8 protein-coding genes are annotated in these 13458 nt (G+C 72.3%); 2 read left to right on the plus strand and 6 right to left on the minus strand.

Annotated elements, in window-relative coordinates:
- The first annotated feature begins 225 nt into the window (after positions 1–225).
- Positions 226–2745 carry a purple acid phosphatase family protein gene (locus QUG93_RS06185; protein WP_289473036.1) on the plus strand — a complete coding sequence of 840 codons (2520 nt, stop codon included), beginning with the start codon at positions 226–228 and terminating at the stop codon, positions 2743–2745.
- Between the two features lie 142 nt (positions 2746–2887).
- Here QUG93_RS06185 and opgC read toward each other — a convergent pair whose 3' ends face one another.
- From opgC to QUG93_RS06205, 4 genes are all read right to left on the minus strand, one after another.
- A complete protein-coding gene (gene opgC / locus QUG93_RS06190) occupies positions 2888–5437 on the minus strand; it encodes an OpgC domain-containing protein (protein WP_289473037.1) in 2550 nt (849 codons plus the stop codon).
- Positions 5434–5847 carry an ATP-binding protein gene (locus QUG93_RS06195; RefSeq protein WP_289473038.1) on the minus strand — a complete coding sequence of 138 codons (414 nt, stop codon included), beginning with the start codon at positions 5845–5847 and terminating at the stop codon, positions 5434–5436. The genes opgC and QUG93_RS06195 overlap by 4 nt, the downstream gene beginning before the upstream one ends.
- The gene (locus tag QUG93_RS06200) at positions 5844–7871 is read right to left on the minus strand and encodes a glycosyltransferase (RefSeq protein ID WP_289473039.1); all 2028 of its coding nucleotides are present in this window, start codon (positions 7869–7871) and stop codon (positions 5844–5846) included. Before QUG93_RS06200 ends, QUG93_RS06195 begins: the two co-directional genes overlap by 4 nt.
- A gap of 83 nt (positions 7872–7954) precedes the next feature.
- Positions 7955–8740: a TetR/AcrR family transcriptional regulator gene (locus tag QUG93_RS06205; RefSeq protein WP_289473040.1), complete on the minus strand. Its 786-nt coding sequence runs from the start codon at positions 8738–8740 to the stop codon at positions 7955–7957.
- A gap of 118 nt (positions 8741–8858) precedes the next feature.
- Between QUG93_RS06205 and QUG93_RS06210 the strand changes: the two genes are divergently transcribed.
- On the plus strand, positions 8859–9788 hold the full coding sequence (locus QUG93_RS06210; protein ID WP_289473041.1) for an NAD-dependent epimerase/dehydratase family protein: 930 nt from the start codon (positions 8859–8861) through the stop codon (positions 9786–9788).
- 176 nt (positions 9789–9964) lie between these two features.
- Here the strand turns inward: QUG93_RS06210 and QUG93_RS06215 are convergent, their stop codons facing one another.
- Complete coding sequence (locus QUG93_RS06215) at positions 9965–11296, minus strand: fibronectin type III domain-containing protein (protein ID WP_289473042.1); 1332 nt, start codon at positions 11294–11296, stop codon at positions 9965–9967.
- Positions 11297–11460: 164 nt separating this feature from the next.
- Positions 11461–13296, minus strand: a complete 1836-nt coding sequence (locus tag QUG93_RS06220; protein ID WP_289473043.1) for a DEAD/DEAH box helicase — start codon at positions 13294–13296, stop codon at positions 11461–11463.
- Positions 13297–13458: the final 162 nt, after the last annotated feature.

The raw sequence follows: 13458 nt of genomic DNA on the forward strand, positions 1-13458 counted from the left end.
ACCGGCGGGTCCGCCACCGAGGCTCGCGCTCAGCGACGTCTCTCGCGCCGGAGCGCCCGAGGAACGTCGCGCGAGCCGAGTCTCGGGCCGGCGGCGGAGGCGCGGGAGACGGGGCTGTGCGTCCTGACAGTTCCACCGCCGTACGACCGCCCGAAACCTGTGGGACAACTCAGCACGGTCGGATGTCCGAGGCCCCCACGAGGGGGTCACGACGACAAGGACACCATGACCTCGCAGCACCCCGCACGACGGCGGCGCACCGCACGCACGGTGGGAGCCGCCAGCGCGGCCCTCGCCGCGATCGCCGCCACCACGATGATCGGCTCCGTCCCCGCAGCCTCCGCCGACGAGGCCCCGTTGATCTCCTCGGGCACGACCACGTGGCAGTACCTCGAGGACGGCTCCGACCCCGCCGCCGGCCAGGCCGAGCGAACCGCCTGGACGACGGGCGCCCTGCCCGCCGGTGACTGGCGGTCCGGCACGGGCTCGTTCGGCGCGAAGAACGGTTCGGCCACGGGCATGGGTGGCGGACACACGGTCGACACCCTGCTCGAGCAGTACCTCGCCGACGGCACGGACGTCCCCACGTACTTCTTCCGCACCTCGTTCGAGGCCGACGCGACCGACCTCGCCGCGTGGCGGTCGCTCACCGCGGACGTCACCTACGACGACGCCCTCGTCGTGTACGTCAACGGCCAGCGGGTCGCGGGCTTCGAGGACGCCGGCGTGACGCAGAACGTGCAGTACGCCGGCGACAACGGCGGTGACCCGGACGAGAGCACCTTCTCGATCGACGCGTCGGTGCTCCGCGAGGGCACCAACGAGGTGGCGGTCGCGCTGTACCAGGGCCGGTCGAACAGCTCCGACGTGTACTTCGACATGGAGTCGCTCGTGCCGGTCGCCGCCGACGTGCCCGCGAGGATCTCCGACGTCGTGATGACGATCGGTGCGGACGAGACCGCGCGCAACCTCGCCTGGTACTCCGACTCCACCGCCGCCGAGGTCGCCCAGGTGGTGCCGGCGTCGACCCTGGTGGGTGGCGCGTTCCCCGCGTCGGGCGTCACCGAGGTCGCGAGCACCTCGGGCACCGCGACCGACGGGCAGCAGTACCACCACGCCACCCTGGCGGGCCTCGCCGCCTCGACCGACTACGCCTACCGCGTCGGCAGCGACACCGACGGTTGGAGCGCGGTCACGACGTTCCGCACCGGTGACGGCGACGGCGACTACTCGTTCGTCTTCATCGGCGACGCGCAGATCGGCGCGTCCGGCGACGCGGCGTCGGACACGGCCGGCTGGCAGCGGACCCTCGACGTCGCCGAGCGTGCCTTCCCCGACTCGGAGATGGTCTTCTCGGCCGGCGACCAGGTGAACACCGCGTCGAACGAGGCGCAGTACGAGGGCTTCCTGTCACCCGAGCAGCTGCGTCGGGTGCCCCTCGTCACGAACATCGGCAACCACGACGTCGCGAGCCTGGCGTACGAGCAGCACTTCAACCTGCCGAACGTCAGTGCCGAGCACGGCAAGCCCGACGCGACCCGCGCCGGCGGCGACTACTGGTTCGTCTACGGCGACACGCTCTACATCTCCTTCAACTCGAACGACAAGGACGACGCCGGGCACGCCGAGTACGCGCGGGAGGTCCTGGCGGAGCACGGCGACGAGGCCCGCTGGAAGGTCGTCACGTTCCACCACTCGGTGTACAGCACGGCGTCGCACTCGAGCGATGCCGACATCGTGACCCGACGTGCCGACCTGCCGCCGGCGCTCAGCGCGCTCGACGTCGACCTGGTGCTCATGGGCCACGACCACGTGTACGTGCGCAGCTACCTGATGAGCGGCACGACACCCGTGGGGACCGGCACGCCGACGGAGACCGTGACGCCCTCGGGCGACGAGGTGCTCTACGTGACGGCGAACTCGTCGTCCGGCAGCAAGTACTACGACATCCAGCCGGGGCCGTTCGACTTCGCCGCGGTGCAGAACCAGGAGTACACGCCGAACTTCACGAACGTCGAGGTCTCGGGTGACGCGATCGCGATGACGACGTACCGGTCGGCGGACATGACCGTGGTCGACCGGGTGACCCTGCAGAAGCCGGCCGATCCGACGGAGCCCGGCACCGACCCGACGGACCCGGGCACCGACCCGACCGACCCGGGCACCGACCCCACCGACCCGGGCACCGACCCCACCGACCCGGGCACCGACCCGACCGAGCCGACGGACCCGGGCACCGACCCGACCACCCCCGGCACGGACCCGACGGCACCGGCCGACCCGGGCAGCGCGCCGACCACGCCGGCTGACGACGACCCCGTGGCCGCGGACCTCGACACGCTCACCGAGGCCACGCACACCCTCCGGGTCGACGACGTCGACGCGGAGGCGGGCACCGTCACGGTGGCCGTGCCCCGACAGCTCGCCGGTGCACCGCTCGACTGGTTCGTCCACTCGGACGCCGTGTACCTCGGCGACGACCCGAGCGACGACGACGGCGTCCTGACGCTGCAGCTGCCGGTCGACCTCGAGGCGGGGACCCACACCCTCGTCGCGCAGCGCGCCGACGGCTCGGTCGCGACCTGGGGCACCTTCGCCTTCGTCGTGGACCCGGCGACCGGGCAGCCGACCGGTGAGCTCGCGTTCACCGGTGCGGACGTCCTGCCGCTCGCCGCGGGCAGCGCGCTCGCGGTGGCCGCCGGTCTCGGCATCGCCCTGGCGGCACGTCGGCGCCGTCGCGTCTGACGCACCCCGGGAACGGACGGGAGGCACGGTGCCAGCTGGCACCGTGCCTCCCGTCCGTCGTGTGGTCCCGTGCGTGGCGAGGCGCTCTGCGCGGAGCGGATCGACCCGGGCGGACCGGGCCGCACCGCCTGCACGGGCGGCCTCAGCGCGGGATGACCGAGAAGAGGAACCGCTTCCGGATCATGTACCAGACGAGCAGGATCAACACCGTGTGGGCGGCGAAGCCGATCCACCCGTTGAACCAGTCGACGCCCGGGATCGACGCGATCGCCAGCGCGAAGAACACCTGCCAGACGAAGACGTAGAGGCTCGCCTGACCGATCGGGATCCACAGCCAGCCGATCACCGCGGAGATCGGCTTCCAGAACACGGTGAGGATCGCGTAGGAGACGATCGCGAAGAACGCGATGTCGATCAGCCGCCCCCACTGCAGGTCCACGCGCTGGTAGGCGGTGTTGTACAGCGAGTCGTACATCGACGCCGGGAACGGCACCGGGGTGAACCCGAAGTGGTCCCCCGCCCACACGTAGACCAGGAACAGCGCGTAGCCGCTGATGCCGATGCCGACCAGCACCTTGCCGAGCCGTCCGGTGAGCGCACCGATGACCTGTCGTCGGTAGGTGCCGAGCACGAGCCCGTGGGTGAACACGACCTGCCAGGTCAGGAGCGGGAACACCGACTCGAACTGCGAGTCGAGCGGCCGGAAGTCCGGGTTGAGCACCTGGAACGCGTAGAGCCCCCAGCTGACGAGCAGCAGCGCCCACCAGTAGCCGCGTCGGATCACCCACATGAAGACCGGGATGAACAGGCTCAGCACCACGAACAGGCCCATGATGTTGAACGGCCACGGGCCCATCTCGAGCAGCAGGAACTGCCGGATCGCGAACCAGGGCGGCGGGTAGGCCAGCAGCTGCATCGCGTTCGGGTACAGGTCGTACACGCGCCCCTCGGCGCCCACACCCCCGGTCCCGGTCCCGCGGTCCGTGAAGGTCGTGATCGCGTCGGTGTTCAGGAACGGCACGAAGCTCATCGCGAAGACGACCAGGATCACCCCGAGGGTGACGAGGTACTGCTTCCGCGCACGCTTCCACGCGCCCACCGCGGCGACCCACTCGCCGAACTTCTTGATGGCGAACGGGTACGTCATGCCGAGCACCATGCCGGACAGGAACACGAACATCTCCGCGCCCGTGATCGCACCGGTGGCGTGCAGGGTGATGTACGAGTACGGGCCGCCGATCTCGATGTGGGTGATGACCACGGCCAGGATGATGAACCCGCGGAACAGGTCGAGTCGCAGGTCGCGTCCCGGCTTGCCGTCGTCCGGGTAGCGCCAGCTCGGCAGGAGTCGACCGACCAGTCCGCTCAGCAGGAACGCGGCGGCGAGGCCGAAGGCGCACCAGACGATCCACGCCATCTGGTCGCCGCCGGTCTCGTACTCCTGGCTGATCGCCGCGGCGCCCTGCTCGGGCGTCACCCGCTCGGTGACCGGCCCGAACGCGAAGTGGTCGGACCGCTCGAGGTCGGTGCGGAACGACCCCGCGATGCCCGGGACGGCGGTGTCCCGCCAGTCGGCCACGCGGTTGCCGGCCTCGGGCTCGCGCCGGTTCGTCTCGAGGAAGGTGACCGCGCGGATCTCGGGTCGGTCCTGCACGGCGGCGATCACCTGCCGCCACCAGCCCTGCTTGACCGTCAGCTCGGCGGCACCGCGCAGCGTGTGGTCGTACAGCGCGCCGGTGTCGAGCACCATCGGACGGTCGTACGCCCGCGCGAACCGGGTGACGAAGGAGCCGCTGGTCTGGCGCTGCTCGTACCCCCAGGTCTCGTCGAAGCGGGCCTCGACCTCGCCGGACTCGGGCGCGTCGTTGCGGGTCAGCGGGACGTCGCGCCCGGCGGCCTCGGTCGCCTTCCCCTTGCCGAACGAGTACATCGACAGCCCGACCCAGTCGACGCTCGACGCACCGGGCCAGTACGGGCCGTAGGGGTCGTCCGCCGCGGTGAGCTGCCCGTCGCCGTTGGTGTCGGCCTTCGCGACGTCCGTGGCCGACAGGTCGCGCAGGCGCCCGGCGGACTCGCCGAACGGGTACCCGGCACCGTACGACGGCGACCACACCATGGCGGCGCGCGAGTCGCCGTCGTGCACGACCCCGGCCAGCGTGCGGAAGGCCGAGACGTAGGCCGTCGGCTGCTGGCCCCACCGGACCCAGGTGCCGTTCATCTGCGGTGCGAAGCGCACGAGCACCTGGGTGTCGTACTGCTCGTGCACCTGCTCGAACAGACGGTTCGCCGCGCGGGCGTCCGCCCGGGTGAGCGACCGCAGCGACTGCGACGGTTCGAGGCTCACGGCGAGCACGGCCCCCTGGGCGGCAGCGGCACGGGTCGCGCGCAGGAACTCCTTGCGCGCGCTGCGGTCGAACGGGTACTCGATCTCGACGCCGTACACGGAGGGCACCGCGCCCAGCCGCCCGGCGTAGCCGTCGGGGGCGTCGGAGCCCCAGTCGAGGTCGGGACCGAACCACGCCCTGCCGTTCTCGGGAAGCAGACCGCCCGACGGCGAGGCGGTCGCGGTGGCGGACGGCGCCGGGGTCGCCGGTGGTGTCGCACCGACCGCGGACGCCGGCAGCGCACCCCCGAGCAGCAGCGTCCCCACGACCACGAGGAACGCGAGGACCTTCGTCAGGGTGCCCCTCACCGGCTGCACGCCAGCGTCCAGATGTTGTGCCCGCCGGTGTGCACGTGCTCGAGCCGGTCGAGCGCGGCGATCGCGAGCGCGAGTCCGCGACCGCTCTCCTCGTCGACGTCGGCCATCGTCACCGCGGACAGGTCGACGTCCGCCGGCAGCCCGTTGTCGGTGAGCACCGCGCGGACCTCGTCGTCGGTCAGGCAGAGCTCGACGGTGTACCGCCGACCGGCCCCCCGGTCGGCACGCCGGACGTGCTCGACGATGTTGGCGGCGACCTCGGCCAGCGCGGTCTCGAGCGAGAACCGGAGTCGGACGTCGTCCACACCGAGGGCGTCCCACCACGCACCGAAGCGGTCCTGGACCTCGTCGAGGGACTCCGTCACGGCGGGGACGTCGAACGTCACGTGGTGGTCGGTCACAGCGGGCCTCCTGCGGTCGAGGACACGTGCTCGGACTGCGCGGTGCCCGGTCCCGGTCCCCGGTAGAGCACCGCGCGGACCACGATGCTGAAGATGAACAGGTCGAAGACGACCCACGCGGTGTTCACGAGCGGCGCGATGCCGTCCGCCTGGCCGGTCGCGTAGCGGATCGCGATCATCACGAGCGCGGCGACGAGGGCTCCCATCGCGTACAGCTGGGGCTTCACGAGGTCCCACCGCGGTCGCTGGTCGGACTCGTCCTTCACCTTCGGCGTGACCCGGAACCCCAGGGGCTTGCCGCGGAACACGTTCTCGAAGGCGCTCGTGACCGACTCGATCCACACCGGGAACAGCGCGAGCGAGTACTGCTGCCCACGCCACGTCGGTCTGCCCGCTGCCACCACCCAGAACAGGAGCTGGTTGAGCACCAGGAACGGGATCAGCCGGACGAAGAAGTCGACGCTGTACGCCTGCACCGGCACCACGCCGAACGACAGGCAGAGCACCGGCGCCGCGATGTAGACGATCGCCGCGAAGCCGGACAGGTAGCTCCACATCGTCGAGAAGTACATGAGGCGCTGGCCCCACGACAGGCCCTTCTGCACCAGCGGGTTCTCGCGGAAGAACACCTGCATGGTGCCCTGCGCCCACCGGAGTCGCTGCACGAGCATGGTCGGCAGGTCCTCGGGTGCCAGGCCCTTCGCCAGGATCTCGTCGTGGTAGGCGGACTTCCACCCGAGCCCGTGCAGGCGCATGGCGGTCGCCATGTCCTCGGTCACGGAGATCGTCGCGAGCGGCATGATGGGCTGCGCCTCGTCGTCGCGGTTGACGTCGAGCGCCCGCGCGAGCACCGCGATCGACTCGATGGCGGCGACCGGCGAGGCCTCCCGCCGCCCGAGCACGTCGAGCGCCGCGTCGTCGAGCCCGGCGAAGGTGTCCGCCTCGGTCGACATCGCCGCGAGCTCCTGCAGGTCGCGCCGCACCGACTCGAGGTCGGCGGCGGCGAACCGGTACGCGATCGCGTCGATCCCGCGCTGGAACGCGTACGTGACGTCGCCGAGCGGTTCGCCGCGGTCGATCTGCTCCCGAGCCTGGTCCACGACCTGCTCGGCACCGTCGAGGGCCTCGAGCACCCGCGGATCCGTCTCGGTCTCGCGGGCGCGGGCGAGCAGCTTGCGGGAGGTCTTGATGGTCCGTTCGACCGACTCCTCGACCTCGCGCACGTAGCGGGTGACGCCGAGCTGCATGAGCGCCTCACGACGCAGGATCGCGTTCGACCCGCAGAAGAACGCCGCGTTCCAGCCGTCCTTCGACTGCTGGATCGGGCCGTAGAACAGCGGCGCCTGGCTGCCGAGCAGGTCGGCGTCGGGCACGTTCTCGAACCACTGCGGCGTCTGCACGAGCGCCATCCGCTCGTCCTTGAAGTAGCCGAGCGTGCGGTCGAGGATCGACGGCTCGGGCACCTGGTCGGCGTCGAGGATGAGCAGGAACTCGCCCTGCGTCGCGAGCAGCGCGTTGTTGAGGTTGCCGGCCTTGGCGTGGCGGGGACGGTCGACCCAGTCGGCACCGCGCGTGATCACGCCGATGCCGAGGGACTCGGCCGCGGCCCGCATCTCCGGCCGGTTGCCGTCGTCCAGGATCCACGTTGCGTGCGGGTGCGTGATGGCCTTCGCGGCGCGGGCGGTCCGCACGACCAGCTCGACGGGCTCGTTGTAGGTCGTGATGAAGACGTCGACGGTGACGTCCCCCGCCGGCTTGGTCGGCGGTTCTCCCCGTTCGCGGAGCCGCCAGGCCCCGAAGGCGAACAGCAGCGAGTCGATGACGCTGTAGGTCTCGGCGAGGACGAGCGGGACCGCGATCCACCACGAGTGCCAGTTCACCGACGCGGCCCACCGCCACACGATGTAGTTCACGCCCGCGATCGACGCGAGCAGCGCGACGGTGCGCACCGTCGCGAGCCGTCGGGGTGCGGTCCCGGTGGTGAGTCGGCGACGATCCTGACGGCTGACGTCGAGCGCGGTCATCGGCGTCCTTCCCTGCTGCAGCCGGACAGCGCTGGGTGAGTGCGCTGCGTACCAGCCTGTCTACCGCAGCGGATGCCCGCCTGTCAGCCCGCCGCCCCGATCCGGGTGCCGACAGCGCCCGTACCGGGCCGATCGAGCCCCAGGTCGTGCGCCAGGCGGACGACGACCTCGTCGAAGTACGCCGCGGGGTCGGTCACCGAGCCGACCGCGTGCCCGAAGAGCTCGAAGGACAGGACACCGAACACCGTGGTCCACGCCATCAGCGTGCGGAGGACCACCTCGGGGGCCGGGTCGTCGTGGAAGCCGCGCGCCCGGGTGTAGGCGACCGCGTCGGCGACGGACGCGGCAGCCCCCGGGCGCGAGTCGACCGCCGGGCCGGTGCCGAGCCTCCAGTCCGGGGGCAGGTCCTCCGCGGCGACGTCCGCCCAGGCGTCGGTGACCACGCGGACGAGCACGTGGGTCGTGCGCGAGGCGGGCTCGATCGTGTCCTGCGGCGCGACGTACCCGGGCACGGGCGATCCGTAGAGCAGTGCGAAGTCCCCGGGGTGACCGACGGCCCAGTGCCGGACGGCGCGGCAGGCGGCGACCCAGCGGCCGACGTGGTCGGCGCGGTCGACGGGCGCCTCGGCCGTCTCGACCGCGGCGCCGAGCTCGTCGTAGTCGAGCACGAGGAGTGCCGTGAGCAGGTCGTCCCGGCTCGGGAAGTACCGGTAGACGGCGGAGGAGACCATGCCGACGTCGCGGGCGACCGCGCGCAGGCTGAGCTGCGCCGGGCCCTCGTCGGTGAGCCGCGCACGGGCCGCGGCCAGGATGCTCGCGTGCACCGCCTCGCGTGCCAGGGACCGTGCGGTCGGCGCCTTCTCCACCATCCCTCCACCCTGCCATGCGAGAGCACTGCACGGAAACGAGAGCACCGCTCTTGCAATCGTCCGACGCACCCGCGATGATGAGCGCGAGAGCACCGCTCTCGCAAACCCAGGAGGAACCATGACCCGTCAGCACGTCGTCGTCGGCGCCGGCCCCGTCGGCCGTCACGCCGCCGCACTCCTCGCCGACCGCGGGGACGAGGTGGTCGTCGTCACGCGGTCCGGTCGCGACACCGGTCTGCCCGGTGTGCGGCACGTGGGGCTCGACGCCTCCGACGCCGACGCGCTCACCGCGGTGACCGAGGGTGCCGCCGCGCTCTACAACTGCGCCAACCCGGGCGACTACACGCAGTGGGAGCGGGTCTGGCCGCCGCTCGCGTCCGCGCTGCGCACCGCCGCTGAGCGCACCGGGGCGGTGTACGCGATCACGGGCAACCTCTACCCCTACGGCCCGGTCGGCGGCGCGATGCACGAGGGGCTGCCCGACGCGGCGACCGACCACAAGGGCGTGCTGCGGGCGCGGATGTGGGCGGACGCCCTCGCCGCACACCGCGCCGGACACCTGCGGACCGTCGAGGTGCGCGGCGCGGACTACGTCGGTCCGGGCACCGGGCAGAACGGCCACGTCACGCGCGTGCTGCCGACCGCACTGCGGGGGAAGCCCGTCACGGTGCTCGGCCGCTCGGACCAGCCGCACTCGTACACGGACGTCGGCGACGTCGCACGGCTCCTCGTGGCGGCGGCCGACGACGAGCGCGCGCACGGCCGGACGTGGATCGTGCCGACGAACGCGCCACGCACCCAGGAGCAGGCCCTCGCCGACGTGCTCCGTGCAGCCGGCCGGCCGACCGTCCCGGTGCGGAGCCTGCCGATCGGTGTACTCCGCGCGGTCGGCGCGGTCGTGCCGTTCGCCCGCGAGATCGCGCAGCTCGGGTACCAGTGGACCGCGCCCTACGTCGTCGACGACCGCGCGGCGCGCGCCCACTTCGGCTTCGGCCCGACGCCGTGGGACGAGGTCTGCCGCCGCACCGTGGACGGCCTCACCGCCTGAGCGACGGCGGCGTCCGGCCGGGAGGCACGGCGCGGGTCCACCGCGTCGCCCGCGCCGGTGGCGGTGCGGTTCCGCACGTCGGTGGTGCGTCCCGGGGTCGCGTCCCGTCGGGGGACGCCCCGCCGGACGACGTCCGTCGGACGGCGTCCGGTCGGACTGCGCCCGGTCGGACTGCGTCAGATGACGAGGAGCGTCGGGTACCACCCGGTCGCGAGCTGCTGCGCCGGACCGCCGTCAGCCGACAGCCGCCAGAGCCCGGGCGTCGTGCCCGTCCCGACGGCGAGGAACAGGTCCCCCTCGGCGTCGGCAGCGCCGATGTGGACCCCGCGGCCCGGGGAGGCCACGCCGCTCGTCGTGCGCTCCGTCGTCGCACCGGAGGCGTCGCGGGCGACCAGGTGCGTCAGGGTCTTGTCGACACCGCAGCCCCCGGGTCGCGCCTCGGACGGCGCCGCGCACCACTCGGCCGACTGCGCCAGCACGAAGGACCGGTCGTTCACGGCCGCGTGGTCGAACGCCAGGCGGGGCTCGGCGGACACGAGCGTGCTCGAGCCGGCGGGCAGCGCCCACCAGGTCGTCGCGCCGGACGCCCCGGTCGACCAGTAGTCGAGGTAGAGCGTGCCGCTGCCGTCCGCCAGGAGCGCCGAGAACGTCGCGTAGCCCGGCTGCGTGACGGTCCGCGCCGCGCGGACCCCGTCGGCACGGACGGTCGTGACGGTCGCCGTCGGAGCCTGCGACGAGGTCGTCGAGAAGACGGCGACGGTGCCGTCACGGCCGACGGCCCAGTCGGCACCGGCCGACGGCAGGACGACCACCGGCGCCCCTCCCGTGACCGGCAGCTTCGTGACCGCGCCGGACACCGAGTCGACCCAGTACAGGTTGCCGGCGACGTCGGAACGGAGGTCGGCCGTCAGGCGGAGGCCGACCGCGACGGTCCGCGGCACTCCCCCGGCGGCCGGGTACATCGTGATCGACGTCCGGTCGGGGGACGGCACGAAGACGTCACCGAGGTCGTCCGCCGTGAAGCCCTCGCCACCACGTGGCACGACCACACGGCCCGCACCCGCCCCGGTCGTCGGGAAGCGGTGGACCGCCCCGGACTCGTCCAGGGCGAAGAGGGACTGCACGGTCGTGACCGAGGACGGCGTCGTGTACGACACCACGACGCTCGGACCGGTGCCCTTCGTACCGACGGCGCGGACGGTGAAGCGGTGGGCGGTGCCGGCCGGCAGGTCCCCGAAGCGGTCGGAGCGCGCCGAGCCGGGCAGCCGGTCGACCCCGCCGTCGGGCTGGTCACCGGCCGGCGTGACCGCGACCTTCCAGCCGGTGACCTTCGCACCCGAGCGGGGCGCGCCCCAGGTGACGACGGCACCGTCGCCGGAGCCGGCCACCCGGACGGTGGTCGGTGCACCCGGCAGCCGGGACGGACCCGCGGGCGCAGCCGAGGCCGGGACGGCTCCCCCGACCACGAGGGCCACCGCCGCGACGGCGGTCAGGACGACTCGGAACACGACGGACCCCTGTCCTCGGGCGGTTCGACGAACCGCGCTGGGGACAGCGAAGCACCGGGACGCACCGCACGAGGGCACCCGGCACGGATCGTGCGGTGCGGCTGCGCGACCACGCAAGGGTGTCGACGACCGCCGGTCGGGCACGGACCCGACCGGCGCGGCCGTCAGCTGTGGCGCGGCTTGCGGAAGGGGCGGTCGCCGTCGTCGCGACGCGGGCGGTCGTCACGGTCACGCCGGGGTCGGTCGTCACGGTCGCGGCGGGGGCCGCGGTCGTCACGGTCGTACCGGCGCCCGCCACCACGGCGGTCCGGCTTGATCTCGATGAGCTTCCCGCTGATCCGGGTGTCCGACAGGCGGTCGAGCACGCCGGGGTCCATGCTCTCGGGCAGCTCGACGATCGAGAAGTCCGGACGGATCTGGATCGCGCCGAAGTCGTCGCGGCGCAGGCCACCCTCGTTCGCGAGCGCACCGACGATCTGCCGCGGCTCGACGCGGTGGCGACGGCCGACCTCGATCCGGTAGGCGGTCATCGGCTGCGAGCGACGGGGCCCGCGGTCCTCGCGGCCGCCACGGTCGTCGTCGCGGTCACGGCGGTCGTCACGGCGCCCGTCGCGGTCGACCTGGTTGCGGAGGGCGTCCGACTCCGGGTCGAGCAGCAGCGGGTCGTCGCCCTGCGCGACGACGGCGAGCGCCGCGGAGACGTCCTCGGCGGGGACGTCGTGGTTCCGTACGTAGTGGGCGATGACGTCACGGAAGGCCGCGATGCGGTCCTGCTGCTCGAGCGCCGCGGTGATGGCGTCGTCGAAGCGGGTCAACCGCGTCTCGTTGACGTCGTCGATGGTCGGCAGCTGCATCTGCGTGAGCGGCTGCTTGGTGTGGCGCTCGATCGCGGACAGCAGGCGGCGCTCGCGCGGCGTGACGAAGCTGATCGAGTCGCCCTTGCGCCCGGCGCGACCGGTGCGGCCGATGCGGTGCACGTACGACTCGATGTCCACCGGGATGTCGAAGTTCACGACGTGCGTGATCCGATCGACGTCGAGGCCGCGGGCGGCGACGTCGGTGGCGACCAGGATGTCGAGCTTGCCGGACTTCAGCTGGTTGACCGTGCGCTCGCGCTGCGCCTGGGCGACGTCACCGCTGATCGCGGCGGCCGCGTACCCGCGGGCACGGAGCTTCTCGGCCAGGGTCTCGGTCTCGCTCTTCGTGCGGACGAAGATGATCATGCCCTCGAAGTCCTCGACCTCGAGGATGCGGGTGAGGGCGTCGACCTTCTGCGGGTACGACACGATCAGGTAGCGCTGCGTGATGTTCGCTGCGGTCTTCGTCTTGGTCTTGACCGTGATCTCGGACGGGTCGGTCAGGTACTGCTGCGAGATGCGGCGGATCTGCGCGGGCATCGTCGCCGAGAACAGCGCGACCTGCTTGTCGTCCGGGGTCTCGGCGAGGATCGTCTCGACGTCCTCGGCGAAGCCCATCTTGAGCATCTCGTCGGCCTCGTCGAGCACCAGGTACTTCAGCTCGGACAGGTCGAGCGTGCCCTTGGCGATGTGGTCCATGATGCGGCCGGGCGTCCCGACGACGACGTCGACGCCGCGACGCAACGCCGAGAGCTGCACGCCGTAGGCCTGACCGCCGTAGACGGGCAGGACGTGCACGTGCTTCATGTGCGACGCGAACTGCTCGAACGCCTCGCAGACCTGCAACGCGAGCTCGCGCGTGGGCGACAGCACGAGGGCCTGCGGCACCTTGCTGCCGGACTCCATGCGGGACAGGATCGGCAGCGCGAACGCCGCGGTCTTGCCGGTGCCGGTCTGCGCGAGGCCGACGACGTCGCGCCCCTCGAGCAGCGTCGGGATGGTGGCCTCCTGGATGGCGGAGGGGGTCTCGTAGCCGATGTCCTTGACGGCCTTGAGCACCGCATCGCTCAGGCCGAGGTCGGCGAAGGTCACCACGGGCCCCTCGTCGGCGGTCTCGGTGGTGGTGGCGGTGTCCGTGCTCATGCGGAAACGGTATCTCGGATGGCGACCGCGTGGTGACGCGGGACGCGCGGTCAGGAGGCGCCGGCAGGCGGACGGGAGGCACGGCGCGGCCCCGTCCCGTGCCTCCCGTCCGCCCCTGCGGGGCCCACAACTAGTTGCAGTGTGGAACCAATGGAGGTATCG

The sequence above is a fragment of the Curtobacterium caseinilyticum genome, assembly GCF_030363035.1.
GTDB lineage: Bacteria > Actinomycetota > Actinomycetes > Actinomycetales > Microbacteriaceae > Curtobacterium > Curtobacterium caseinilyticum.